Source organism: Nitratireductor arenosus, assembly GCF_009742725.1.
GTDB classification, from domain to species: Bacteria; Pseudomonadota; Alphaproteobacteria; order Rhizobiales; family Rhizobiaceae; genus Mangrovimarina; species Mangrovimarina arenosa.
The window spans coordinates 1057764-1081946 of the sequence record NZ_WPHG01000001.1 but is presented as its reverse complement, the minus strand read 5'-3'; the positions used below and the strand labels follow the sequence as shown (position 1 = coordinate 1081946).

At 63.8% G+C, this 24183-nt stretch carries 24 protein-coding genes and 1 tRNA gene; 13 read left to right on the top strand and 12 right to left on the bottom strand.

Translation table 11 applies throughout. The features are described from left to right. Positions 1–436: 436 nt before the first annotated feature. The gene (locus GN330_RS05240; RefSeq protein ID WP_156711568.1) at positions 437–1405 is read left to right on the top strand and encodes a DUF1402 family protein; all 969 of its coding nucleotides are present in this window, start codon (positions 437–439) and stop codon (positions 1403–1405) included. A 60-nt stretch (positions 1406–1465) separates the two neighbouring features. Here the strand turns inward: GN330_RS05240 and GN330_RS05235 are convergent, their stop codons facing one another. Genes GN330_RS05235 through GN330_RS05220 form a run of 4 tightly spaced genes read right to left on the bottom strand, consistent with a single transcriptional unit; the run spans position 1466 to position 4233 of the window. After that, the gene (locus tag GN330_RS05235) at positions 1466–1843 is read right to left on the bottom strand and encodes a helix-turn-helix domain-containing protein (protein ID WP_156711567.1); all 378 of its coding nucleotides are present in this window, start codon (positions 1841–1843) and stop codon (positions 1466–1468) included. Beyond that, complete coding sequence (locus tag GN330_RS05230) at positions 1840–2397, bottom strand: Smr/MutS family protein (protein WP_156711566.1); 558 nt, start codon at positions 2395–2397, stop codon at positions 1840–1842. The genes GN330_RS05235 and GN330_RS05230 overlap by 4 nt, the downstream gene beginning before the upstream one ends. Then, a complete protein-coding gene (gene mltA / locus GN330_RS05225; RefSeq protein ID WP_343040288.1) occupies positions 2394–3503 on the bottom strand; it encodes a murein transglycosylase A in 1110 nt (369 codons plus the stop codon). Before mltA ends, GN330_RS05230 begins: the two co-directional genes overlap by 4 nt. Before the next feature lie 19 nt (positions 3504–3522). Further along, positions 3523–4233: a Tim44/TimA family putative adaptor protein gene (locus tag GN330_RS05220; protein ID WP_156711564.1), complete on the bottom strand. Its 711-nt coding sequence runs from the start codon at positions 4231–4233 to the stop codon at positions 3523–3525. 218 nt (positions 4234–4451) lie between these two features. Here GN330_RS05220 and GN330_RS05215 point away from each other — a divergent pair, with 218 nt between their 5' ends. After that, the gene (locus GN330_RS05215) at positions 4452–4943 is read left to right on the top strand and encodes an FxsA family protein (RefSeq protein ID WP_343040287.1); all 492 of its coding nucleotides are present in this window, start codon (positions 4452–4454) and stop codon (positions 4941–4943) included. Between the two features lie 122 nt (positions 4944–5065). After that, positions 5066–5581 (top strand): protein-export chaperone SecB, encoded by a 516-nt coding sequence (gene secB, locus GN330_RS05210; RefSeq protein WP_156711563.1) that lies wholly within the window; start codon positions 5066–5068, stop codon positions 5579–5581. Between the two features lie 59 nt (positions 5582–5640). Here the strand turns inward: secB and dnaQ are convergent, their stop codons facing one another. From dnaQ to GN330_RS05185, 5 genes are all read right to left on the bottom strand, one after another. Beyond that, the gene (gene dnaQ / locus GN330_RS05205; protein WP_156711562.1) at positions 5641–6363 is read right to left on the bottom strand and encodes a DNA polymerase III subunit epsilon; all 723 of its coding nucleotides are present in this window, start codon (positions 6361–6363) and stop codon (positions 5641–5643) included. Positions 6364–6485: 122 nt separating this feature from the next. Further along, positions 6486–7088: a dephospho-CoA kinase gene (gene coaE, locus GN330_RS05200; RefSeq protein ID WP_156711561.1), complete on the bottom strand. Its 603-nt coding sequence runs from the start codon at positions 7086–7088 to the stop codon at positions 6486–6488. Continuing rightward, the gene (locus GN330_RS05195; RefSeq protein ID WP_156711560.1) at positions 7085–7927 is read right to left on the bottom strand and encodes a shikimate dehydrogenase; all 843 of its coding nucleotides are present in this window, start codon (positions 7925–7927) and stop codon (positions 7085–7087) included. The genes coaE and GN330_RS05195 overlap by 4 nt, the downstream gene beginning before the upstream one ends. Then, positions 7920–8528 carry a Maf-like protein gene (locus GN330_RS05190; protein ID WP_156711559.1) on the bottom strand — a complete coding sequence of 203 codons (609 nt, stop codon included), beginning with the start codon at positions 8526–8528 and terminating at the stop codon, positions 7920–7922. The genes GN330_RS05195 and GN330_RS05190 overlap by 8 nt, the downstream gene beginning before the upstream one ends. Before the next feature lie 10 nt (positions 8529–8538). Continuing rightward, on the bottom strand, positions 8539–9360 hold the full coding sequence (locus GN330_RS05185) for a pyruvate, water dikinase regulatory protein (RefSeq protein ID WP_343040286.1): 822 nt from the start codon (positions 9358–9360) through the stop codon (positions 8539–8541). Positions 9361–9763: 403 nt separating this feature from the next. Here GN330_RS05185 and hemE point away from each other — a divergent pair, with 403 nt between their 5' ends. The 3 genes from hemE (at position 9764) to rho (ending at position 12729) form a co-directional block, all read left to right on the top strand. Then, positions 9764–10792: a uroporphyrinogen decarboxylase gene (gene hemE / locus GN330_RS05180; protein WP_156711558.1), complete on the top strand. Its 1029-nt coding sequence runs from the start codon at positions 9764–9766 to the stop codon at positions 10790–10792. Next, on the top strand, positions 10789–11325 hold the full coding sequence (gene hemJ, locus GN330_RS05175; protein WP_156711557.1) for a protoporphyrinogen oxidase HemJ: 537 nt from the start codon (positions 10789–10791) through the stop codon (positions 11323–11325). The genes hemE and hemJ overlap by 4 nt, the downstream gene beginning before the upstream one ends. 138 nt (positions 11326–11463) lie before the next feature. After that, complete coding sequence (rho, locus tag GN330_RS05170; RefSeq protein WP_156711556.1) at positions 11464–12729, top strand: transcription termination factor Rho; 1266 nt, start codon at positions 11464–11466, stop codon at positions 12727–12729. Positions 12730–12920: 191 nt separating this feature from the next. Here the strand turns inward: rho and GN330_RS05165 are convergent, their stop codons facing one another. Continuing rightward, positions 12921–14945: a thioredoxin domain-containing protein gene (locus GN330_RS05165; protein ID WP_156711555.1), complete on the bottom strand. Its 2025-nt coding sequence runs from the start codon at positions 14943–14945 to the stop codon at positions 12921–12923. 43 nt (positions 14946–14988) lie between these two features. Between GN330_RS05165 and mnmE the strand changes: the two genes are divergently transcribed. The 5 genes from mnmE to GN330_RS05140 all read left to right on the top strand — a co-directional run bounded on the left by mnmE (position 14989) and on the right by GN330_RS05140 (position 20734). Next, complete coding sequence (gene mnmE, locus GN330_RS05160) at positions 14989–16320, top strand: tRNA uridine-5-carboxymethylaminomethyl(34) synthesis GTPase MnmE (protein WP_246188499.1); 1332 nt, start codon at positions 14989–14991, stop codon at positions 16318–16320. 167 nt (positions 16321–16487) lie between these two features. Further along, entirely contained in the window at positions 16488–18362 is a 1875-nt protein-coding gene (gene mnmG / locus GN330_RS05155; protein ID WP_156711553.1) for a tRNA uridine-5-carboxymethylaminomethyl(34) synthesis enzyme MnmG, read from the top strand. Next, positions 18359–18991 carry a 16S rRNA (guanine(527)-N(7))-methyltransferase RsmG gene (rsmG, locus tag GN330_RS05150; protein WP_343040283.1) on the top strand — a complete coding sequence of 211 codons (633 nt, stop codon included), beginning with the start codon at positions 18359–18361 and terminating at the stop codon, positions 18989–18991. Before mnmG ends, rsmG begins: the two co-directional genes overlap by 4 nt. A 30-nt stretch (positions 18992–19021) precedes the next feature. Continuing rightward, the gene (locus GN330_RS05145; RefSeq protein WP_156711552.1) at positions 19022–19819 is read left to right on the top strand and encodes a ParA family protein; all 798 of its coding nucleotides are present in this window, start codon (positions 19022–19024) and stop codon (positions 19817–19819) included. A gap of 39 nt (positions 19820–19858) precedes the next feature. Next, positions 19859–20734 (top strand): ParB/RepB/Spo0J family partition protein, encoded by an 876-nt coding sequence (locus GN330_RS05140; protein ID WP_156711551.1) that lies wholly within the window; start codon positions 19859–19861, stop codon positions 20732–20734. Positions 20735–20919: 185 nt separating this feature from the next. Here the strand turns inward: GN330_RS05140 and holA are convergent, their stop codons facing one another. Then, entirely contained in the window at positions 20920–21966 is a 1047-nt protein-coding gene (gene holA, locus GN330_RS05135; protein WP_156711550.1) for a DNA polymerase III subunit delta, read from the bottom strand. Between the two features lie 276 nt (positions 21967–22242). Continuing rightward, positions 22243–22317 (bottom strand) — tRNA-Gly (locus tag GN330_RS05130). A 301-nt stretch (positions 22318–22618) separates the two neighbouring features. Between GN330_RS05130 and GN330_RS05125 the strand changes: the two genes are divergently transcribed. Both GN330_RS05125 and trxA read left to right on the top strand, forming a co-directional pair. After that, positions 22619–23122, top strand: a complete 504-nt coding sequence (locus GN330_RS05125; RefSeq protein WP_246188498.1) for a prolyl-tRNA synthetase associated domain-containing protein — start codon at positions 22619–22621, stop codon at positions 23120–23122. Between the two features lie 40 nt (positions 23123–23162). After that, positions 23163–24122, top strand: a complete 960-nt coding sequence (trxA, locus tag GN330_RS05120; protein WP_156711548.1) for a thioredoxin — start codon at positions 23163–23165, stop codon at positions 24120–24122. Positions 24123–24183: the final 61 nt, after the last annotated feature.

Genomic DNA, 24183 nt, shown 5'->3' with positions numbered 1-24183 from the left:
GGCAAGGATGTCGAAGCGGCATTTCCGTTTCGACGGTCCAAAGGGGACCAAGTCGCCATTGGCGCTATCGACTCGGGGCCGCGCTTTTCCTACCGTGCCGGTTCAAAAACGAACGGCTCCAGAGCCGTTCTTCTTTAAATGGGAGCGGTTTGATGGAATGGATTTTTCGGTCCGGCAAGGAGAAGCCCGCAGCGCGATATGACTATCGGGCAAGGGCTTCGACACCGGCCGGGGCGGGAAAGCCGTCCAAGCCGTTGGGCGTTACACTATTGATATCGCTCAAGAAACCGCAATCGCGCGATCTCGGTCTTTCGTGTGCTGGACGACGTCGCGCCCGGCTCACGGTGCCTGCACCGCATCGCCGTACGCTCCTGGCCAGACCGTGAAATCCCGGCGGTCAAACGATTCCATTTAAAGAAGAATGGCTCTAGGACATATGGCAAGGCAGTTTTTTTGGATCCTGATCCTGGCGGCGAGCCTGGTTGCGGCCCCCGCCCTGGCTGCCACGCCGGTGCCCGGCGGCAACCGACATGTCGAACAACCCGATATCCCGTTCGGCTCCGGATCGCGCGCGCGCGCGCTCAAGACCACCTTCGAGGCCAAATACCGCAAGGTCTACGCTTTGCTGAAACGCGACGACAAGCTGCGGGCCAAGATCGTCGAGGCTGCTTCCGCCTACCGCATCGACCCGATGCACATCGTCGGCGCCATCGTCGGCGAGCATACCTACAATGTCGATGCGTATGACCGGCTGCAGACCTATTACGTCAAGGCGGTATCCTACCTGACGACGCGGTTTTCCTTTGCCTATGACGGCGAGGATGTCGACGTCTTCATCAAGCGGCCGCAATTCGCCGCCTGCGATGCCGAAACCGGCAGTTACGCGGTGTGGACTTGTCGCGAAAGGGTCTGGAACACCCAGTTCCGCGGCCGCGTCGTCGACGGCAAGGGATTTCCGAACAACCGCTTCAGCGCGGTGTTCTTCCAGCCCTTCTATGCGGGCCAGACGTTCGGGATCGGCCAGCTCAACCCGCTGACCGCCCTTCAGATGAGCGAGACGGTGCACCGGGTCTCCGGGCTGCCCGTTCTCGATCACCGCTATCCGCAACAGGTCTACCGGACCATCATGGATCCGGACCTTACCCTGCCCTATGTCGCGGCGACGCTGAAAACCGCGATCGAGGCCTATGCGGAGATCGCCGGTTTCGACATTTCCAGCAATCCCGGCATCACCGCGACGCTTTACAATGTCGGCAATCCGCGCGAGCGGGCTCAGGCGCTGCGGCGTGAAAACGCCGAACGCGCGGCGAAGGGTGAAGAGCCGCGGCTGCCGGAGGAAAACTATTATGGCTGGCTGGTCAACGACAAGCTGACCGAACTCAAGGCACTGTTTGCGGCCAATTGATCGCGGCGCTGGCAAGAATCGCATTGCCGGGGTCGACGCAAGAAAATCCCGCCTGGCCCGTCAGTCGAAGCGCTTCGAACGCCGTCCCACCGTCCGGATCCGCCCAATCAACGCGGCGATGTCGTCCTCGTCGAGCAGGGCGATGTCGGTGGCGAGCAGATTGGCGAGATGGGTTGCGGCGGGCGAAAGCCCGGACGTGTCGATCACCACCCTGGGCCGCGATTGCTCGGCGATCCGGCGCAATTCCTCCGCGTCGTCCCAAATGATGTTGAAATAGCCGAGCACCTTTTGCAGAAACGTCCAGCTCGGCACGCCGCGATGGCCGCGCTCGAGCGCCGACAGATAGGCCGGGCTGACCCCGAGCGCTTGCGCCATCTCCTTCTGGGTCACGCCCTTGTCGCGGCGCATGGCGCGCATTTTTTCACCAAACGGCGTCATAAGCGCCTCGCATCGCCGGCCCGCCGCAGGCGGATATAAAGCGCGCCATTGCCGCCGTGGTGGCGCGCTGCGGCTTCGAACCCGCCGACAATGGCCCTAAAGGACGGGGTCGCCAGCCAGCCGGGAACCGCCTGGCGCAGCACACCCTCGCTGCCGAACGACACGCCCTTGCCGGTGATGACCAAAACATGGCGGAGACCGGCCGCGTGCGCGCGCATCAGAAAGGACAGAAGCAAGCCATGCGCCTGGCTCTGCGTCATACCGTGCAGATCGACGCTGGCTTCGAGCGCGACGCGGCCCTTGGCCAGTTTCTGCCGGGTCGGCCGGTCGATGCCACCGCCCGTCTCGCGCTTGCGCTCCGCGTGCGGCCGTGGCGCGGCGGCGACCGGCGCCGAGCGCGCATCCGCCCGGTCTTTTTGCGCCGCCGCGGAGGGCGGTGCGACTTCCCCCAGGGATTGCTCCCGCCGGCCCTTGAGCGGCGTTGTGGTGCGGGCCACCTGCTCCCACAAAATTCGGTCCTGCTCGGTCAGCCCCGATGTCGCCCGCTTTCTCATTTGCCGGCTCCGTCGGCCAGACCGCGCGGGACGAGGACGAAAAAATCGGCCTCGTGGCGGACCACCCCGGCGATTTCGCCGGCCGCGGCGCCGGAGCCGGCGAACAGATCGCCACGGGCGGAGCCGGTTATGGCGGAGCCGGTGTCCTGGGCGATCATCAGACGCGCAAACGGCGCCCCGCCGAACGTAGCAAGATCAGGCGCATGAACGAAGATCGGCGTGCCGAACGTGTGCAGCAGACGGTCGACCGCGATCGAGCGACCGGCCGTTAGCGGCACCTTCGCCGCCGCAACTGGACCGAGCGCGGGATCGTCGACCGGTGCTTCCTGAAAAAAGATAAATGAACGATTTTGCCACAATATCTCGTTTATGCGCCGCGAATTATCACGAAACCAGGCACGGATCGTTTGCATTGTGACGTTTTCGCGCGCCAATTCGCCGATTTCGGCCAGAATTCCGCCGGGGCCCGTGAACCGGTGCCCGCTCTTGGCGGCATAGGTCACACGCTTGACCGCGCCGTCGGGCATACGCAGCCGCGCCGCGCCCTGGACATGGACGAAAAAGACGTCGACCGGGTCGGCGAGCCAGGCAATCTCCAGCCCCCGGCCCGACAGCGCCCCGCTCTCGATCGCGGCACGGTCGAAATATTCGCCGATCCGACCATCCGGATATTGGCGGGCGAAGGCGAAATACGGATCGAGACCGGGGGGCCGGTTGCTGTCGTCGACCGCAACCAGATCGGCCGGGCGCGCCAAAAGCGGATATTTGAAAACGGGCGAGGCCTGCGGCGCGGCGTCGACTTCGGGTTCGTAGTACCCGGTGACGAAACCGCGCGCGCGGTCGTTTGGAACGACGTGGAAGGCAACAAAATGGGTTTCGAAGAAGGTTCGTGCCGCCCGACGGTCGTCTCGCCGCGCGGCACACGCGGCGGCATGGGCGGGCGCGAAGGCGGCTGCGCTTATATTGAGGCTGCCGGTCCGATAGGTCCGTGTTGCCGCCTTCTTAGCGCTGCGCCGATAAGCCGCGAAGGCAGCCCCGCTATCGTCCGCCTCCCAGCCGGGCAGTTCGCCGAAACCGACGCGCCGCAGAAGAGGAGACAAAGACACCGGGCGCCCACGCCGGGGATCAGTCTTCGGCTTCCGTCGCGACGAGCTTCCAGTTCGGGTCGCGCGACCGGGTGTCGCGGGCGAAGGTCCAAACATCCTTGACCTCGGCAACCGTCTCGGGATCGCCGTCGATTACCTCGCCGGCGCTGTCGCGCGTCGCCGAAATAAGCTCGCTGACGATACGCAGGGTGAGATGCGCCTCCGACCCTTTCATTTCGGCCGAAACGATATCGACCTTGTCGATGCCGACGAAGGAGGACTGGATTTTTTCCGACCGCTTCTCGCGCTCGGAAATCGCGGCGACAAAACCGTCATAGACTTCGCGCGACAGGAGGTTCTTCAAGGTTTTGCGATCGCCATCGGCATAAGCCATCACGATCATCTCGTAAGCAAGCTTGGCGCCCTCGGTGAAACCGCGCGGGTCGAAAGAGGGATCGTCGTCGCGGATGGCGCGCAACCCCTTGTTCAGCTCCGTACCCGGCGCGGCGTATTTGTCGATCGCCGCATAGGGCGATTCCTGCTCGCCGTCGCCGGCCGATTTGCGCCGCGGCAGCGACACGACATTGTCCTGCGGCTTGTCGTTATCGCCCTCGCGGGTGCGATTGGCCGTATAGGGATCGAAAGGCGGTTTTTCGCTGCCGGTCCGGCGCCCCAGAACATTTCGCAACTGGAGAAAAATCACCACCGCGGCGACAACGAAAAACAGTGTGCCGATATCCAGAAATTCCATCGTGTCCGCCGAACTGCCTCGAGAATCGTCGCCGTTGTTGTTAGCTATCGGTTCTGGCCCCGCGAAGCCAGGTTCTGACGATTGCATATAGAACGCGACGGTCAATCATTCAAATCCGACCGTAGCATGACTATGTTGGGATCGTGCAGTTTGCATCATCGGTTTGCGAACCATTTTTATCACAACCGTCCGATCTTCGGACAAGCGAAGTGCCAATCGTGAGATTTTCAGCCCTTTTTGCGGTGTTTCTGGTCGTTCCGCTGCTCGAAATCGCGGCTTTCGTCGCCATTGGCGGACGTATCGGCGTTTTCGCAACCCTGGCGATCGTCGTTCTGACCGCTTTGATCGGCTCCGTTCTGCTGCGCGTCCAGGGTTTTGGGCTGCTGCGCCGCATCCAGGCCGAAACCGATGCGGGGCGCGTGCCCAAGCGCGAACTGATCCACGGCGCGATGATCCTGTTCGCCGGACTGTTGCTGCTGCTGCCGGGTTTCGTCACCGACGCATGCGGCTTCGCGCTGTTCGTGCCGGCGTTGCGCGACGCCGTCTGGTCGCTGGTGAAGTCACGACTGAAAGTGCATTTCAATGTCGGAGGAAGGCCCGAACCGGACTTCACCCCCCGCGACGAAACGGTCATCGACCTCGACGAGAAGGATTTTTCCCGCTCGGGGCCGGCGGACTCGCCCTGGAAGGGGCCGAATCGCGACGAATGAGGCGATCGGCGACGCCGGAAACCGGCGATTGCGCTTGCGCGCTTGTCTCACACAGCCGCCCATGATAGCGAACGCGCAAATTTTCGGGCCGCGGCGCGGCCTCCACGCAAGGGCATGAACGAATGGCTGACGAGAAGACGAAGGAAAAGGAAGCGGCCGGCGCCGCCGCGACAACCGGCAACGGCAACGGCGCGCAGCCGTCGCTCAACGTTCTGGCACAATATGTCAAGGACCTGTCCTTCGAGAGCCCCGGCGCACCGAATTCGCTGCGCGGGCGCGACCAGGCCCCAAACATCAATATCAACGTCAATGTCAACGCCAACTCGATTTCGGAAAACGAGTACGACGTCAATTTGATGCTGACGGCCAAGGCCAGCCACCAGGACTCAGTGCTGTTTAACGTCGAACTCGCCTATGGCGGCGTGTTCCGGGTCGCCGGGTTCCCCAAGGAACACGTGCTGCCGGTGCTGTTCATCGAATGCCCGCGGCTGCTTTTCCCGTTCGCGCGCCAGATCATCGCGGACGCGACCCGCAATGGCGGCTTCCCGCCGCTGATGCTCGACCCGATCGATTTCGCGCAGATCTTCCAGAAGAAGGTCGCCGAAGATCAGGCCAAGGCCAAAGCCCAGGCGAGCTGACCGTCAAGTCCCGGGCGTCGGCGCAGCCTGGTTCAATCCATCCGCGAAGACCGAGCCGCTCAGTCGGACGTCTGTTTGTCTTGCGCGATGTCGATCCGGGGCCAGATTGCATTTTCGCCGAGCGTTTCGACCATTTTCGCATGGGCGGCGCGCGTCGACGCCGTCAGGCGCGACGGCAAGTGCCGCGCACGCGGCTTGATCGCGATCATGTCGATTTCGCGCCCGGTTTCCTCGGTGTCGGAGCCACGCATTTCCAGCCCGAGCGCCGCCTGCTTTCCGCCCACCAGCTCGATATAGACTTCGGCCAGCAATTCCGAATCGAGCAGGGCGCCGTGCTTGGTGCGGCGGCTGTTGTCGATACCGTAGCGCCGGCACAGCGCATCGAGCGAGTTCGGCCCCATGGGATGCTTGCGCCGCGCGATCGCCAGCGTATCGATCACCCGGTCCGGATCCACCGCATCGATTTTCAAGCGGGCCAGCTCGTGATTGATGAAGCCCATGTCGAAGCCGGCATTGTGGGCCACCAGCTTGCCGTCGCCCACAAAAGCCAGAAACTCCTCGGCGATCTCGGAGAAAACCGGCTTTCCCTCCAGATCGGCAAGGCTGATGCCGTGCACGGCCTGCGCTTCGGGATGAATGGCCCGGTTTTCGGGATGGATATAGACGTGAAAGACCCGGCCGGAGGGGAACCGGTTGACCAGCTCGACCGCTCCGATCTCGATCACCCGGTCCTCGCGGGCGTCAAGTCCGGTGGTTTCGGTATCAAAGATGATCTCGCGCATCGCCGCCTCAAATCCCGATTCGATGGCCAGACTAGACCATGATGGCCTGCGGCTGAATCACCTTTGCTCCACGGCGGCGGTTTCACCACAGGCTCCGACGCCATACCGGCACGCTGGCGGCGTCACTCTCGCCGTTCGTCCGGTTTGCCGGTCAGTTCATCGATGATCTCCGCGACCCGGCGCCGCGCGTGATCCATGCCGAGCCCGGTATCGAGCACGAAATCGGCGCGGCGGCGCTTTTCGGCATCCGGCACCTGCGTGTCGAGGATGTTTTGCAGGCGCTCAGGCGTCATGCCGGGCCGGGCGAGCACCCGCTCGCGCTGCACCTCTTCGGGCGCGGTTACGACCAGGACGCGATCGACCCGTTTTTCACCGCCGGTCTCGTAAAGAAGCGGAATGTCGAGCACGACCAGCGGCGTGCCCTTTTCCCGGTGCGCGGCGAGGAATTCGAGCTCGGCGGCGCGCACCAGCGGATGGACGATCGCCTCCAGCGCCTTGAGCGCCTCGGGCTTGCCCAGGACCTGCTCGGCCAGCCGCGCGCGATCGACCCTGCCGGCAACGATCGCGTCGGGAAACCGTTCGCCGACCAGCGGAACCGCCTTGCCTTCGTAAAGCGCGTGAACCGCGGCGTCTGCGTCGTGGACCGGCACGCCATAGTCTCTGAAGAACCGCGCCGTGGTTGATTTGCCCATGCCGATCGAGCCGGTGAGGCCGAGAACGATCATTTGTTTCGCTCCATATCGGCGATGACAAGCGCGCGCAGCGCGTCCGTCACCTGTGGCCGCACCCCGAACCAGGCCTCGAAGCCGGGCACGGCCTGATGCAAAAGCATGCCGAGCCCGTCGACCGTCACGCAGCCGCGTGCCGCAGCCTGCGCGAGCAACGGCGTGACCAACGGCACATAAACGATGTCGGTCACTATCGTGCGGTCGCCGAGCCCGGCAAGATCGAAGTCGTGGCCGGGCGCACCCTCCATGCCGAGCGAAGTCGTGTTGACCAGGAGGTCGCAATCCGCAAGCAGGCCGCCCAGGCCCTTCCAGGGCGCGGTGCCGACACCATCACCGAAACGCGCGGCGAGGGCTTGCGCCCTTTCAACCGTGCGGTTGACGATGGCGATTTGCCTATAGCCGGCGACCTGCAGAGCATGAATCACCGCCCGTGCCGCGCCGCCGGCGCCAAGCACGACCGCTCGCTCGCGGTCACGCCAGCCCGGTGCGCCCTGATCGAGATTGGCGGCAAACCCCGACCAGTCGGTGTTGGCCGCGTGCAGCCTGCCGTTTTCGAACCACAACGTGTTGGCAGCACCGATCCTCTCGGCGGCGGCCTCGCGACGCTCGGCCAGCGCGACGGCACGCTCCTTGTGCGGAATGGTCACGTTGCCGCCGGCCCATCCCGCCTCTCGCAGGCCACCGACGAAATCGTCGAAACCGGCCGGATCGACCGCCACGGCGTCATAGCTGCCATTTATCCTGTGTTCGGCCAGCCAGTAACGGTGGATCAGCGGCGAGCGCGAATGCGTGATCGGCCAGCCGCAGACAAAGGCGCGCGGCGCGTGCTCAGCCATCGAAGGCATCCAGATCGCGCAGCGCGGCCAGGAGCGGCAACAAGGGTAGGCCGATAATGGCGAAGAAATCGCCGTCGATGCGCTCGAAAAGCTGAATGCCTTCGCCCTCGACCTGATAGGCGCCGACGCTGGCCAGCACCTTGTCGCCGACACGGGCGAGATGCCGGCCGACAAAATCGGGCGTCAGCGTGCGCATCGTCATCTGCGCGACGGACACGTGACGCCACAGGGTTTCGCCGCCCCGTGCCAGAACGACGGCGCTGTTTAGTTGATGCGTCTTGCCCGACAGGAGCAGAAGCCGGCGCCGCGCCTCGGCCATGTCGGCCGGCTTGTGCAGCAACTCGCCGTCGAGCGCCAACGTCTGGTCGGCGCCGATGACCAGCGCCTCCGGTCTTTTTTCACTGACGGAACCGGCCTTGGCTTCGGCGAGCACCATGGCGACATCCTCGGCGCTGGCGCCGCTGCCGAGCAGGGGCGCCTCAGCGGCGCGTTCGTCGATCTCGGCGGCAAGCGCCTCGACCGCCACTCCGGCATCGGCGAGCATTTTGCGCCTGAACGGGCTGCGCGAGGCAAGGACGAGCGGCGGTCTTGTCTGGGTCATGGCCGGCTCGCTAGCGGCTTCTGCCGCGCAGCGCAAGGATGGCGGCGGCGGTCTCCTCGATCGAACGCCGGCTGACGTCGATCATCGGCCAGCCATTGCGGGTGCAGATCTGGCGGGCATAGGTCAGCTCCTGAACGATATGGGCACGGTCGGTGTATGCGCCGGCGTCAAAATCAGCCGTGGCTCCCAGGATACGATGGTGGCGGACCTGCGAGATGCGTTCGGCCGAGGCGACCAGCCCGACGATCAGCGGCTTTTTCGCCTGCGACAGGGCTTCGGGCACCGGCACGCCCGGCACGATCGGCACATTGGCGGTCTTGATGCCGCGATTGGCCAGATAGATGCTGGTCGGTGTCTTGGAGGTGCGCGAGATGCCGACCAGAACAATGTCGGCCTCCTCGATGTCGGCGGGAAGCTGTCCGTCGTCGTGATCCATGGTGAAATTCAGCGCGTCGATGCGCCGGAAATAGTCGGCGTCGAGCGCGTGCTGGGCGCCGACGCGCCGGCCGGCGGGGGCGCCGAGATAAGACTGGAACACGGTCAGGACCGGTTCGAGCACGGATACGCAAGGCAGGCCCATCGCCGCGCAGCGTTCGTCGAGCGTCCGCGCAAGCGTCTCGTCGACGACGGTATAGAGAACGATGCCCGGTTCGGCGTCGATCTCGTCCAACACCGCCTGCAACTGCCGCTCGGTGCGGATCAACGGATAGATGTGCTCGACGGCGCGCGCGTCCTTGTATTGCGCGGACGCAGCCCGGCCGGCCGCGAGCAGGGTTTCGCCGGTCGCGTCGGATATCAAATGGAGATGGAAGAAACTCTGAGGTCTGTTCACAGGGGCTCGGCGGTCCTGTTGGGAAATGTGGATAAGCCCGAGCCGGGGACCGGCCTGGCGAAGCCGACTGTATCAGATGCCGAGTCTTCCACAATCCAGGGCTGTCGGGACAAGATCGCAAGGGTGTTGAGAACTCGGTGGGCTGGCCGCAGCTTCCACTGTGCCCTGATTTCAGGAGGATTTTTTCTCTTTTTCAACATACTGAAAAACAAGCGATATTTTCGACATTCCCCATAATCACCAGACTGGAGCGTGCCGCCGTGTCGACACCGCGCGGCACCTGGGCGCCGCGACAATCTGGGGACTGGTGCCAATCCCCGTTTTCGACAGAGTCATAGAAGAACAAAAAGTTTCCTTCTCGAATCTCTTTCTTTAATTGAGTCCGTAACTGGAAGGATTTCGCATGGGCAATGACCGGCGGCTGATCCGCGTCTTAAAAGGCGAAAGCCTCAATCCGCCGCCGCTCTGGATGATGCGGCAGGCCGGACGCTACCTGCCGGAATACAGACAGGTGCGGAAAAAAGCCGGGAGCTTTCTCGATCTGTGCTACGATCCCGATCTGGCGGTCGAGGTGACGATGCAACCGATCCGTCGTTTCGGTTTTGACGCGTCGATCCTGTTTTCCGACATTCTGGTGGTTCCGCATGCGCTCGGCCGCGATTTGCGCTTCGAGGAAGGCAAGGGGCCACTGATGACGCCGATCAGAGCGGAGGAGATTGCAGAACTCGATTACTCCGAGTTTCACCAAAGGCTGGCGCCGGTCTATGAAACCGTGTCGCGATTGCGGCGAACCCTACCGTCTGAAACCACGCTGATCGGCTTTTGCGGCGCGCCGTGGACGGTCGCGACCTACATGATCGCGGGACACGGCACGCCCGACCAGGCGCCGGCCCGACTGTTTGCCTATAAAGAACCGGAGGCTATGGACCGGTTGATCGGGCTTTTGGCCGACATTTCGGCCGACTATCTGTCGCGCCAGATCGAGGCCGGCGCCGATACGGTGCAGATCTTCGATTCGTGGGCCGGGGTGCTTGGCGAGGAGGAATTCGAGCGGTTCTGCGTGAAACCGGTGGCGCGGATGGTGGCGACGATCAGGGAGCGGCATCCGGATATCGCGGTGATCGGTTTTCCGAAGGGTGCGGGAAGCCGTTTCGACGGTTATCGCGCGGCGACCGGCGTCGATGGGCTGGGACTGGACTGGACCGTGCCGCTGTCACAGGCGCGCCGCCTGCAAGGCGACGGTGCCGTGCAGGGTAATCTCGACCCGCTGCGGCTGGTCGCGGGCGGGGAGTCGCTTCGTACGGGGGTCGACCGCATTCTCGGGGAGCTGTCGGAAGGGCCGCTGATCTTCAACCTCGGACATGGGATCACGCCGCACACGCCGATCGCGCATGTCGAGGAGATGGTCGCGCTGGTTCGGGGCCGGGCATGAGCGAACCGACAAAATCGTCCGCAAAGGTGGCGCCGCTGAGCAGGGCCGTTGTCGCGCTGGTCGTTCTGGCTCTCGCGGTTCTGGCGCTTTTTTCGGTCGACCTGTCGGCCTACTATCTCTGGATCAAGGCCTTCCACGTCATTGCGGTGATATCCTGGATGGCTGGGATGCTCTATTTGCCGCGCCTGTTCGTCTACCATTGCGACGCGGCGCCGGGCTCGGCCCAATCGGAAACCTTCAAGGTGATGGAACGCCGGCTTTTGCGGGCGATCATCAACCCGGCAATGATGGCGAGCTGGGCGTTGGGCCTATGGCTCGCCTGGCAGGGATTCGGGTTTTCGGGAGGCTGGTTGCACGCAAAGATTGCGCTGGTTCTTGCGATGTCGGGCGCGCATGGCTATTTTTCGGCGGCCGTGCGCCGTTTCGCCGAAGATCGCAATCAGCGGCCGGCGCGGTTTTGGCGATTGATGAATGAAGTTCCCACGGTTCTGATGATCGCGATCGTCATCCTGGTCATCGTCAAGCCGTTCTGATCCAAAACCGTTCTTGCGCTTTCGATCGGGAAGGACTAAGGGTTTCTTCCCTCCCCTACAGCGCAGCCGCATAGCATTCGTACTCTGCCGCGGGCATTCGCCTTCCCAGCTGTTTTCCCCTCCGCCTTCGAGCACATCATGCAAGAAATGAAACTCCAAGACCTCAAGAGCAAGAAACCCACCGATCTGATCGCCTTCGCGGAGTCGCTCGAGGTCGAAAACGCCAGCGTCATGCGCAAACAGGAGCTGATGTTTGCGATCCTGAAGAAGCTGGCGGCGCAGGATATCGAGATCATCGGCGAAGGCGTGGTGGAGGTTCTGCAGGACGGGTTCGGCTTCCTGCGTTCGGCCAACGCCAATTACCTGCCCGGGCCGGACGATATCTATATCTCACCGTCGCAGATCCGGCGCTTTTCGCTGAAGACCGGGGATACGGTCGAGGGGCCGATCCGCAGCCCCAAGGAAGGCGAGCGGTATTTCGCGCTGCTCAAGGTCAGCACAATCAATTTCGAGGATCCGGAGAAGATCCGGCACAAGATTCATTTCGACAATCTGACGCCACTCTACCCCAATGAGCGGCTACGCATGGAAATCGACAATCCGACGACCAAGGATAGTTCGTCGCGGGTGATCGATCTGGTGGCACCGCTCGGCAAGGGGCAGCGCGGGCTGATCGTGGCCCAGCCGCGCACCGGCAAGACGGTGCTTTTGCAAAACATCGCCCATTCGATCACCACCAACCATCCCGAATGTTTCCTGATCGTGCTTCTGATCGACGAGCGGCCGGAAGAAGTGACCGACATGCAGCGCTCGGTGAAGGGCGAGGTGGTGTCCTCCACCTTCGACGAACCGGCGGTGCGCCATGTCCAGGTCGCCGAGATCGTGATCGAAAAGGCCAAGCGGCTGGTCGAACACGGCCGCGACGTGGTGATCCTGCTCGATTCGATCACCCGGCTCGGACGGGCCTACAACACCGTCGTGCCCTCCTCGGGCAAGGTCCTGACCGGTGGTGTCGACGCCAACGCCCTGCAGCGGCCGAAGCGGTTTTTCGGCGCGGCCCGCAATATCGAGGAAGGTGGTTCGCTGACCATCATCGCCACGGCGCTGATCGATACCGGCAGCCGCATGGACGAGGTCATCTTCGAGGAGTTCAAGGGTACGGGCAATTCCGAAATTGTGCTCGACCGCAAAGTGGCCGACAAACGCATCTTCCCGGCGATCGACATCTTGAAATCGGGGACGCGCAAGGAGGATCTGCTGATTCCGCGCCAAGATCTGCAGAAGATTTTCGTGCTGCGTCGCATCCTGTCGCCGATGGGGACCACGGATGCGATCGAATTCCTGATCGACAAGCTCAAACAGACCAAGAGCAATGCCGATTTCTTCGATTCGATGAATACGTGAGGGGCCTGCGCCGCCGCGAGCGATCGGACGCCGGATTTACCGCTAAATTATTGTTTTAAATAATTATTTTGCGACGCTGCCTCTCTCGGCGGACAGCCGGACAAATCACCGGCGAGCGGGGGCTCGAATTAGTGGATGGCTCGAACGGATGCCGGCCACGACGTCCTTGTCGCGATCGGGATTACGGTCAGTTATTCGGCGGCGCGCCGCACCGTTTCGGCAAGCCGGGCGGCGAGTTCGCCGGCGGCTTTGATTGGCGGCAAGCAGGTCTGTCCGTGACACAGATAGGCGGCCGGCCCGTCGGCGACGGCTGTGCCCGCCGGCAGAGCAAGGCCGAGGTCGGCGGAAGCGGGCGCGATCACGTCGACACGACGCGGATCCGGGTATCGATTCGTAGCCGAAAGGAATTCGGACGCCGATCCACCCTCGATAACCAGCTTTCGCGGATCAAACGCCGTGGCGGCAGCGACGATGATACCGGCCTGGCCAAAACGCTGCTGGGTGACGCGACCCAAGGCGGCCCGCGCCACGGCGATCGATTTCAGTGTCAAATCCATATCCGCGGTTGCCGCCGCAAGCCGCGACAGGGCCTCGATGATCTGCGACGTCGCGGAAGCGACGGCGTCGTCGGCATCACCCCGGATGCGAAAGGGTACGTCGCTGCTGTCGCTCGCCGTCAGGTAATGGCCGGAGGCGCCGTCGCCGTACCAGTCTTCAAGCCTGGCTGCCCAGTCGAGCGCCTGATCAATGGTTTGCCGCTCGCCGGAGGCTTCGGTAAGGGCGATCGCGGCATTGATCATCGCGGCATAGTCGCTCGACATGCCGGGGAATAGCCGGTCCGAGCCAAGAATACTGTGTGGCAGGCGATCGCCTTCGATCGATTCGACAACGAAACGATAGGCGCCAGCTGCCATCTCGACCCAGTTGGGTCGACCGAAATACCGACCGGCTTCGGCCAGCGCGCGGATCATGAGGCCGTTCCAGTCGACAAGAACCTTGTCGTCGCGTCCGGGCGGTGGACGTTCCGCACGCGTCGCGCGCAGCTTCGCCAGCAGCTCCGACAGCCGTTCGGGGTCGTCGTCCGCATCCGCTTCGGGAGGGGTCGGTGCGAACAGGACCGGATCGCCGTCCCAGTGTTGCGCAGTGCCGAGCTTGAGATGCCGGAAAAAGAAATCCGAATCGTTTCCGAGAACAGTTTCGATCCGATCCCGTGTCCATGTGTAGAACACTCCTTCTTCGCCGGCGCTGTCGGCGTCGAGGCTGGAGGCGAAGCCGCCGCTCTCGAGGCGCATCTCGCGCGCCAGCCATTCGACCGTGGTTTCGATTCGGTCCCGGAATATATCGTCCGCGGTTTCGGCATGCGCCCACAGGCAGTGGCGGATCATCTGGGCGTTGTCGTAAAGCATCTTTTCGAAATGCGGCACGAGCCAGTCGCCATCGGTCGAGTAGCGACACAGGCCGCCACCGACATGGTCGTAAATGCCGCCGTTCAGCATGCCGCGCAGGCTGGTGAGGAAGGCCTCGCGATAGCGGCTCTCGCCGTCGTCCAGCCAGCCGTGCCAGAGTGCGGTCATGAACGGGGCGTTGGGGAATTTCGGCGCCCCGCGCAGGCCGCCGCGTGCCGGATCGGTCATGTCGGCGATCGATGCGGCCAGGCTGGCAAGTGGGGCCGAATCGTCTTGGCTGGCGTCGACAACGGGTGCGAGGCCGCGCGCGACGTGAGCGTTGAGGGTTTCGGCGTTCTGTTCGATCGCCGCCTTGTTGTCGGTCCAGGCGGCATGCACCGCCTTCAGCACTGCGGTAAACCCCGGTCGGCCGTATTGGTTCTCTTTCGGAAAATAGGTTCCGCCCCAGAACGGCCGGGCGTCGGGTGTCAGAAACATGGTCAGCGGCCATCCGCCCTGCTCGCCGGTCGCAGTCAGCGCGGCCATGAAGATCTGGTCGATATCGGGCCGCTCCTCGCGATCGACCTTGATGTTTACGTAGAGCCGGTTCATGACGGCGGCGGTTTCGGCGTCTTCGAAGGATTCATGCGCCATGACGTGGCACCAATGGCAGGCCGCATAACCGATTGAGAGAAGGATCGGCCGGTTGAGCGCCCGTGCCTCGGCGAGAGCCGCGCTCGACCAGGCTCTCCAATGGACTGGATTGTCGGCGTGCTGGCGCAGATAGGGGCTGGTCTCCCTGGACAGAAGGTTTTCGGCCGGCAGTGTCATGTCGGATGTCCTCATTATACAGGCAAAGGGTAGGGCTGTCGGGTTGAAGGGGCAAACGCTTTTCCGGGATACGATCTTCGCATTGTCGAGCGGCGGATTGCCGAGCGGCGTTGCCGTGGTGCGGCTGTCGGGACCGCAGTCGCGCGACGCGGTGCACAGGCTGGCCGGCACGCTTCCACCCCCGCGCGAGTTGCGTCACGCACGCCTGCGCGACGCCGCCGGCGAGGCTGTTGATACCGGGCTTGTGGTGTTTTTTCCGGGGCCGGCAAGCTTCACCGGAGAGGATTGCGCGGAGTTTCATATCCATGGGGGCAGAGCGGTCGTCGGCAGGCTGCTTTCGGTGCTGTCCGCATCACCGGGCCTGAGGCAGGCCGAGGCGGGGGAATTCACCCGAAGGGCGCTTGCCTATGGCAAGATCGACCTGCCCGGCGCGGAAGCGCTCGCCGACCTGATTGAAGCCGATACGGAGGCGCAACGTCGTTTTGCGCTGGCGAATGCAAACGGCCGGCATCAGCACCTTTACGAAGGCTGGCGAGAGCGGATTCTGGCGGCGCGGGCGCTGATCGAAGCGGAACTCGATTTTGCCGACGAAGACGACGTGCCGGGTGCCATGTCGGATACGGTCTGGCCCGATATGACCGCGCTGGCGGAGGAGATCGAGGCACATGTGGCGGGTTATCGCCAGGCCGAGATCATTCGCGAGGGTTTTCGTGTCGCTATTATCGGAGCGCCGAATTCGGGTAAGTCGAGCCTGCTCAACGCTTTGGCGAGACGCGATGTGGCGATCGTGTCGGACGAGCCGGGCACAACGCGCGACCTCGTGACCGTCGAACTCGATCTCGACGGGATGAAAGTGATCGTGACCGACACGGCCGGCATCCGCGAGGGCGCGGGTGCGGTCGAGCGCGAGGGAATTAGACGCAGCCGCGCGGCGGCGCGCGACGCGGATTGCGTGATTGTGCTGGTCGAGGCTGGATCGACGATGTCGGTTCCCGCCGACGTGCCAGTCGACGCTTGGTGGATCGCGAGCAAGGCGGATCTGGTCGAACCCGGCGATCGCAAAAAGTCGGGCGCCGGCCTATGGCTTTCGGTGCGGTCGGGCGAGGGTGTCGCCTTGCTGCTCGACCGTTTGGGTGCGGCGGCGAGGGCAAGCGCGGGACCGCGCGGCGCGCTTGTACCGTTCACGGTTCGTCAGGTCGAGGAACTCGCACGCGGCGCGGCGGCGCTTCGTATGGCGGCGACCGGGACGGCCGGACTGGAAATCCGGGCGGAGGAATTGCGGGTCGCCGGGCACGCGCTCGGGCGAACGCTCGGGACGATGGATGTCGAGGAGATTTTGGGCGCGATTTTCTCGCGGTTTTGTATTGGGAAGTGATTCACGTGAAACATCGTAATTCCGAACCGCGGTGTCGGAGCGGGTGATTCACGTGAAACACCAGGTCGCTCCCGCCTCCGACCGTTTCACGTGAAACATCGTACGGGTGTTTTCTTGACAAGACGGGCGCCTCGGCGCATCTGTCGCCTCCGATTTCGGAGACAGTGATGGGATCGACATACGACGTAGTGGTGATCGGCGGCGGTCACGCCGGCTGCGAGGCCGCGGCGGCGGCGGCGCGCGCCGGCGCGCAGACAGCATTGTTGACGCTTGCCCGGGACAAAATCGGCGTAATGTCGTGCAACCCGGCAATCGGCGGGCTCGGAAAAGGCCATCTCGTGCGCGAAATCGATGCGTTGGACGGGCTCATGGGCCGCGTGGCGGACAAGGCCGGAATTCAGTTCCGCCTGCTCAACCGCCGCAAGGGGCCGGCTGTGCGCGGCCCGCGCGCGCAGGCAGACCGTAAGCTCTATCGTCTGGCGATGCAGAATGCGCTTGCGGTGCAGGCCGGGCTCGACATCGTGGAGGGCGAGGCGGTCGGATTTGACCGGGCGGACGACCGAATCAACGGTATCGTATTGGCCTCGGGTGAAAAACTCCTATGCCGGGCAGTGGTGCTGACCACAGGCACGTTTCTCGGCGGTCTGATCCATATCGGCGAGCGCCGCATACCGGCCGGGCGGATGAACGAGAAGGCCAGCTACGGTCTTTCGGAGGCCTTGCAACAGGCTGGGCTGCAACTCGGGCGGCTCAAGACCGGGACGCCGCCGCGCCTCGATGGCCGTACGATCGACTGGGCCCGGCTGGAAATGCAGCCAGGCGACGACGAGCCGGTGCCGTTTTCCTTCCTTACCGCGGCGATCGCGCAACCGCAGATCGAATGCGGGGTTACCCGCACGACGGACGAGACCCATGCCGTCATTCGCGCGAACCTGCATCGTTCGGCGATGTATTCCGGCCGGATCGATAGTGTCGGCCCGCGCTATTGTCCGTCGATCGAGGACAAAATCGTCAAATTCGGCGATCGCGACGGTCATCAGATTTTTCTCGAACCGGAAGGTCTTGACGATCCGACGGTCTATCCGAACGGGATTTCGACCTCGCTGCCGGAAGATGCGCAGCATGCCTTGGTGCGGACGATCCCCGGGCTGGAGCATGCCGCGATCGTGCAGCCGGGCTATGCGATCGAATACGACCATGTCGATCCGCGCGAATTGCGGGCGTCGTTGGAAACCCGCAAAATGCCGGGGCTTTTCCTCGCCGGCCAGATCAACGGAACGACGGGTTATGAGGAGGCGGCGGCTCAGGGCCTGGTTGCCGGGCTGAATGCCGCCCGTCTCGTTGCCGGCCTGCCGGCGGCCGAATTCGGCCGCGGCGAATGCTATATCGGCGTGATGATCGACGATCTGACGCTGCGCGGCGTGATGGAACCCTATCGTATGTTCACCTCGCGGGCGGAGTTCCGTCTGACGTTGAGGGCCGACAATGCCGATCAGCGTCTGACCCCGAAAGCAATCGCACTCGGCATTGCCGGGTCCGAGCGCGCGGCAGCGTTTACAGCCAAATCGGAAGCGCTCGATCGGGCACGGGCGGCGTGTCAGGGTGTTTCCCTGACGCCGCCGCAGGCTGCACGCGCCGGGATCGCCATCAATCAGGATGGGGTACGCCGTTCCGCTTACGATCTTCTCGCCTACCCGAACCAGTCCGTTCAGGCTTTGTCGCGGATCTGGCCCGAATTGGACAGCATCGGTACCGGGATTGCCGAGATCCTGGAAACCGAGGCCCGTTATGCCGTCTATCTCGAACGTCAATCCGCGGACATCGCATTGATGAAGCGCGAGTCGCAGCTCGCGATTCCGGAAGGGCTGGATTATGCGGGCATTGCGGGACTATCCAACGAATTGCGGCAGAAGCTGGAACGGAGCCGGCCCGAATCGGTGGCCGAGGCCTATCGGGTCGAGGGCATGACGCCGGCCGCGATCGCGCTGATCATCGCGCAGCTGCGGGCCAGCGCGCCGCGCCGGGGGCGTTCGGCGGCGTGAGCGAGGACGATTACCAGGCCTTGTGCCGCGTGGCCGGGCCCGTTTCACGTGAAACATTCGAACGGCTACGGCGGTTCGAAACGGTATTTTGCAAATGGGCGCGCCGGATCAATCTGGTTGCGCCATCGACCCTGGATAGGTTGTGGCGGCGGCACATACTCGACAGCGCGCAGCTCCTCAGCATCGCGCCCCAGGCCCGGCGATGGGCCGATCTCGGGTCCGGTGGCGGCTTTCCAGGCGCCGTGATTGCCATTCTTGCACACGACCGCGCCGACGTGGCGGTGAAACTGGTCGAAAGCAACCGGAAAAAGGCGGCTTTCCTGCAAAATGCCCTGTCGGACCTCGCGCCACGGGCGGACATCGTGGCACGTCGGATCGAAGACGTCGTCGAATCGTCGGTGTCTCCGGACATCGTCACCGCGCGCGCGTTGGCGCCGCTGCCGCGCCTTTTGACGCTCACCGAGCCGTGGCTTGTGGCCGGCACGCGGGCGCTGTTCCACAAAGGCCGCGATAGCGGTGAAGAAATCAAACTAGCGCATGACACTTGGAATCTCGATCTGATACAACATCGAAGCTCTGTCGATGACGACAGTGTGGTCCTCGAGATCATCAAAGCCACACGGAAATAGACCCATGTGGCACAGGGATTGCGGACAGGCATGAACAGCGCGACACGCATCATCACCATCGCCAACCAGAAGGGCGGCGTGGGCAAGACGACCACCGCGATCAATCTGGCGACTGCCCTGGCGGCGATCGGCGAGAGGGTGCTGATCATCGACCTGGATCCGCAAGGCAATGCCAGCACGGGCCTCGGCATCGATCGCCGCGACAGGACGTTGTCCTCCTATGACGTGCTCGTGGGTGAGGCGTCGATCGCGGAGGCGGCCATGCAGACCGCGGTGCCGCACCTGTCAATCGTTCCCTCGACGCTGGACCTGCTCGGTGTGGAGATGGAAATTTCCGGCTTACCGGATCGCGCCCTGCGTCTGCGCAACGCGCTGCGGACCGCCCCGGAGGGCGAGGGCCGGTTTTCCTACGTGCTGGTGGACTGTCCGCCGTCGCTCAATCTCTTGACGATCAATGCGATGGCGGCGGCCGATTCGGTGCTCGTGCCGCTTCAATGCGAGTTTTTCGCGCTCGAAGGATTGAGCCAGCTCTTGGAGACGGTCGAACAGGTGCGCGCCGGGATCAATCCGGGCCTGACGATTCAGGGGATCGTGCTGACGATGTTCGACGGACGCAACAATCTGGCCAATCAGGTGGTCGACGATGTGCGGGCGCATATGGGCGAGGCTGTCTACCAGACGGTCATTCCGCGCAATGTTCGGGTGTCGGAGGCGCCCTCGCACGGCAAGCCGGCGATTCTTTACGATCTCAAATGCACGGGCAGCCAGGCCTATCTGCAGCTTGCGTCGGAGGTGATCCGGCGTGAGCGGCGCCTACGGGCTGCGTAAACCGATTCACATGCGAAACGATGTCGGGACGAGACTGAGATGACCGAGGAACAATCGCGGCGCCGACTCGGGCGCGGCCTGGCGGCGCTGATCGGCGACATGGACAAGCCGACCGCGGCGCAGGACGCGCCGACGGCGGACCGCGAATTGCCGATCGAATTCCTGCTCGCCAATCCGCGCAATCCGCGCCGGCAATTCCTCGAAGAGGAGCTCGGCGATCTGTCGCAGTCGATCCGCGAACACGGCATTGTGCAGCCGATCGTCGTGCGTCCGGCCGCGGACGGCCGTTACGAAATCATCGCCGGCGAGCGTCGCTGGCGCGCGGCCCAGCGCGCCGGCCTGGCCAAGGTCCCGGTGATGATCCGCGACGTGGACGACCGGGTCGCGCTGGAACTCGCGATCATCGAGAATGTTCAGCGCGCCGATCTCAACCCGGTCGAGGAGGCGGCGGGTTACCAGCAACTGGTCGACGAGCATCAATACACGCAAGCCGATCTGGCGCGGATCATCGGCAAGAGCCGCAGCCATGTCGCCAACACGCTGCGGCTCTTGAAATTGCCGGAAGTGATTCGCGACATGCTGGTCGAGGGGTCGCTTTCGGCGGGACATGGCCGCACGCTCGTGACCGCCGATGATCCGACCGGACTGGCCAAGAAGATCGTCGAGGAAGGCCTGTCCGTGCGCCAGGCGGAACTGCTTGCCCAGGCGCCGCGGGCGCCGGAAACCAAGAGCGCCAAACCTTATCGCGCGGCACCGCAAAAGGACGCCGACACCGAGGCGCTCGAAAAGCTGTTGTCGGATGTAACCGGGCTTACGGTGTCGATCCACCATCGCGACAATGGCGGCCAGATCAAGATCGACTACAAGACGCTTGAACAGCTCGACGAGGTTTGCCGACGGCTGCAAAGCCATTAGCAGACAGCCCACCGGGATTTGGCGGTGTCAGGCAATAGGTTGTTTTCGCTTCATTCTTTCAGATGCTGGGCAGCCGTATGTCGGCGTATCGGACCCGTCCCTGATGCATTGAGCCGGGATTCATTAGCCGGCAACTTTTCCGCTCCGCAGCCTGTAAGTGGTCGACGCGCCCATCGTGACCGGTGTTAACGGCCGCGGATGCGCGCCTGGGCATAGACGCTGAGCGCCAGCAGCGCCTGGCTGGTCAGATCGTCGGCGAGCTCGGCGCGCCTACGGGTCTGGAGCACGGTTGCCTGCAGCCGATCGAGCGCCTGGCCGATAGCGGGCGAACTCCACTGTGCGAGCGCGTTTTCCACCAGCGCGCGGCGGGAAAAAAACACCGGCGGCCGAGCCCGCGCGACTGCGGCGGACGCACTCTGGCCATTAACGTCCATCTCGTGTTTGAGCACTGACAGGACCTGGAACTGGCGCATCGCGGACGACAGAAGGAGGAAGGGCGGAGAGCCGCCGGCAAGATAGCGGCGGATACGGGCGTCCAGCGCGGTCACCTTGCCTGAGATCGCGCAATCGACGATGTCGTCGGCAGAAAGCGCCGAGACGTCGCCGGTCGACGCCAGCACGTCGGCGAGCGTGACATTGACGGCACCCTGGCAATACAGGATCAGCTTTTCGAGCTCGCCGCGACTGGCCAACCGATCGCCTCCGAGCGCGGCCCGCAGAGCGGACTTGGCATCGGCATCGATCGCGAGACCGGCCCGGCTCAATTCGGCGTCGATCAGGACGTCGATCGAACGGCCCTCGTCGGGATAACATGGCAGTGCCATCGCCCGATCCGTCGTTTCGACCAATTTGCGCAGCGGCGCCGTCTTCTTCAACTCGCCGGCTTCGATCAGGATCGTCAAATCGTCGGGGGGTGCCGCCAGCACCTCCTTGAGCGCGTCGGAGACGAATTTCTGCGCTCCGGCATTGCGGATCCACAATAGCCTGTGGCCGCCGAACAGCGGCAGGGCCCCGAGCTCATCGAACAGGCGGCCGGAATCGGTGTCTTTGTCGGCGAGATCGAATTTGACCACCGCGAACGGGTCGGCCATCGGCAGTCCGGTCTTTTCGGCGAAGCCACGTGCCCGTTCCGAGACCATGCCCCGATCCGGTCCGTAAATCAGAACGACCCTTGTGAGCGGATCGGGCCTGGACAGCCAGCCGCCGACCTCATGTGCCTTCTTCTGCGCCATGGCTTGCGGCTAGCACAAAGCCGCCGGGCTCGCCATCGGCAAATCCGAGCCGCGCGGTGCCTCGATGGACTCCCGGCCGCAAGGATCACCAACGGCCCGAAGCGAACCGACCCATGAACTGAGTTCAGTTATGAACGAGGATGCTCGGGAAAACAGGGCGCTCGCGATCAGATCGAGTTGCCGGCCTAGGTAAAACTCCCCCGCGCGCTCCCCGGTGGCCAGACAGCAAAAAGGCCCGGATATACCGAGCCCCAAGCCATTCAGATCTTAGGAAATTGGAGCGGGTGAAGCGATTCGAACGCTCGACCCCAACCTTGGCAAGGTTGTGCTCTACCCCTGAGCTACACCCGCTCGCGCGGCATGGCGCCGCAAGCCGCGCCTATATGGCGGAAACGCCATGCGAATGCAACAGGGAAATTCGGGCCGTCGCGGATGTCGTTCGGGAGGCCTGCCGGGTACGGATCGGACGACGATGCTGGCGCGAATCCGACGGGTTTGGCGGTGTTTTGCGCGGCAGATCCGCAAAACCCGCCGATCGCCCTGTCGGAGCCGGCCTGCTGGATATGCCGGGGTCTATCCCGGCGGCGGGCTTGTCCCATCGGCCCGGTTTGTCCTAGTCATGGCCGCACACGACCGGAAGCGAAGTGAAATCATGGCCGCAAAAACCCGCGCCGAGCTGTTGGCGTTTCTCGACCAGCTCGCCCTTGAGGCGACGACCATCGACCACCCGCCACTCTATACGGTGGCGCAGTCGCAGGCGCTGCGCGGCACGATCGACGGCGGGCACACCAAGAACCTTTTTCTCAAGGACAAGAAGGGCAGTTATTTTCTGGTGACGGTCGAGGAGGACGCGACAGTCGATCTCAAATCGATCCACCGCACGATCGGGGCCTCGGGCCGGGTATCGTTCGGCAGCGCGGAGGCGCTGATGCGGCTCCTTGGTGTGGAACCCGGATCGGTGACGGTCTTCGGGCTGATCAACGATGTCGACAACCAGGTCACGCTGGTGCTCGACGCCGGGCTGATGCGTCACGAGCTTGTCAATTGTCACCCGCTGACCAATGATGCCACGACGCAGATCGCGAAAGAGGACCTTTTGCGCTTTCTCGATGCGATCGGCCATGAACCGGCGATCTTGAACGTGGCCGGCCAATAGCCACATGTCCGGCAACTGAAGCGAACCGAAAGACACGAGGATGAGCGTGAAGGACAACCCGTTTGCCGCATCGCAGGGCGACTACGCCCCCGAGATTTCGTTCGGCGCGCCGAATGCGGGCGCGAGCCCGGCCGGCGAGCTGATCCGCGATACGAGCACGGCCGAGTTCACGAAGGACGTCATCCAGGAATCGCGCAACCAGCCGGTGCTGGTGGATTTCTGGGCGCCCTGGTGCGGTCCGTGCAAGCAGTTGACGCCGATCCTGGAACAGGCGGTCCGCGCTGCCGGCGGCGCCGTGAAGCTGGTCAAGATGAATATTGACGAGCATCCGGCGATCGCCGGCCAGCTCGGCGTGCAGTCGATTCCGGCGGTGATCGCGTTTCGCGACGGCCAGCCGGTCGACGGTTTCATGGGTGCGGTGCCCGAGAGCCAGGTGCAGGACTTCATTCAGCGCCTGGGCGGCGATCCGAAACAGTCGGCGTTGGAGGCGGCGCTGGAGCAGGCCAGTGCCGCGAAAGAGGCGGGCGACCAGGAACTGGCGGCGCAAATCTACAGCGCCGTGCTGGCGCAGGAGGCCGGACATCCGACCGCGATCGCCGGCCTGGCCGGGCTCAGCCTCGATCGCGGCGATCTCGACGGGGCGCGGGCGCTGCTGGAACAGGTTTCCCGGGACACCGACAATGCCGAGATAGCTGGCGTGCGCGCGCGCCTTACGCTGGCGGAGGAAACCAGCCAGCTCGGCGACCCGCAGGAGCTGCAGCGCCGGCTCGAAGCCGATCCCGACGACCACGAGGCGCGTTTCGACCTTGCCCTTATCCAGAACGCATCCGGTGCGCGCGACGCGGCGGCCGACAGTCTGCTTCATATCGTGCGCCGCAATCGCGAATGGCGCGACGATGGCGCGCGCGCGCAATTGCTGACGTTTTTCGAGGCCTGGGGGCCGACGGACGAGGCGACCCTTTCGGCGCGCCGCAAGCTTTCCTCGCTGTTGTTTTCGTAAACGAACCCGTTCCGACCCGTGGCAAGACGCTCGGCCGGCGCCGGTGTCTGCGTCCCGGGTC

What these genes read in the sequence shown, in the direction of transcription:
- GN330_RS05240 (WP_156711568.1), top strand. Translation starts at nt 437, where the DNA reads ATGGCAAGGCAGTTTTTTTGGATCCTGATCCTGGCGGCGAGCCTGGTT.
- GN330_RS05235 (WP_156711567.1), bottom strand. Translation starts at nt 1,843, where the DNA reads ATGACGCCGTTTGGTGAAAAAATGCGCGCCATGCGCCGCGACAAGGGC.
- GN330_RS05230 (WP_156711566.1), bottom strand. Translation starts at nt 2,397, where the DNA reads ATGAGAAAGCGGGCGACATCGGGGCTGACCGAGCAGGACCGAATTTTG.
- GN330_RS05220 (WP_156711564.1), bottom strand. Translation starts at nt 4,233, where the DNA reads ATGGAATTTCTGGATATCGGCACACTGTTTTTCGTTGTCGCCGCGGTG.
- secB (WP_156711563.1), top strand. Translation starts at nt 5,066, where the DNA reads ATGGCTGACGAGAAGACGAAGGAAAAGGAAGCGGCCGGCGCCGCCGCG.
- dnaQ (WP_156711562.1), bottom strand. Translation starts at nt 6,363, where the DNA reads ATGCGCGAGATCATCTTTGATACCGAAACCACCGGACTTGACGCCCGC.
- coaE (WP_156711561.1), bottom strand. Translation starts at nt 7,088, where the DNA reads ATGATCGTTCTCGGCCTCACCGGCTCGATCGGCATGGGCAAATCAACC.
- GN330_RS05195 (WP_156711560.1), bottom strand. Translation starts at nt 7,927, where the DNA reads ATGGCTGAGCACGCGCCGCGCGCCTTTGTCTGCGGCTGGCCGATCACG.
- GN330_RS05190 (WP_156711559.1), bottom strand. Translation starts at nt 8,528, where the DNA reads ATGACCCAGACAAGACCGCCGCTCGTCCTTGCCTCGCGCAGCCCGTTC.
- hemE (WP_156711558.1), top strand. Translation starts at nt 9,764, where the DNA reads ATGGGCAATGACCGGCGGCTGATCCGCGTCTTAAAAGGCGAAAGCCTC.
- hemJ (WP_156711557.1), top strand. Translation starts at nt 10,789, where the DNA reads ATGAGCGAACCGACAAAATCGTCCGCAAAGGTGGCGCCGCTGAGCAGG.
- rho (WP_156711556.1), top strand. Translation starts at nt 11,464, where the DNA reads ATGCAAGAAATGAAACTCCAAGACCTCAAGAGCAAGAAACCCACCGAT.
- GN330_RS05165 (WP_156711555.1), bottom strand. Translation starts at nt 14,945, where the DNA reads ATGACACTGCCGGCCGAAAACCTTCTGTCCAGGGAGACCAGCCCCTAT.
- mnmG (WP_156711553.1), top strand. Translation starts at nt 16,488, where the DNA reads ATGGGATCGACATACGACGTAGTGGTGATCGGCGGCGGTCACGCCGGC.
- GN330_RS05145 (WP_156711552.1), top strand. Translation starts at nt 19,022, where the DNA reads ATGAACAGCGCGACACGCATCATCACCATCGCCAACCAGAAGGGCGGC.
- GN330_RS05140 (WP_156711551.1), top strand. Translation starts at nt 19,859, where the DNA reads ATGACCGAGGAACAATCGCGGCGCCGACTCGGGCGCGGCCTGGCGGCG.
- holA (WP_156711550.1), bottom strand. Translation starts at nt 21,966, where the DNA reads ATGGCGCAGAAGAAGGCACATGAGGTCGGCGGCTGGCTGTCCAGGCCC.
- GN330_RS05125 (WP_246188498.1), top strand. Translation starts at nt 22,619, where the DNA reads ATGGCCGCAAAAACCCGCGCCGAGCTGTTGGCGTTTCTCGACCAGCTC.
- trxA (WP_156711548.1), top strand. Translation starts at nt 23,163, where the DNA reads ATGAGCGTGAAGGACAACCCGTTTGCCGCATCGCAGGGCGACTACGCC.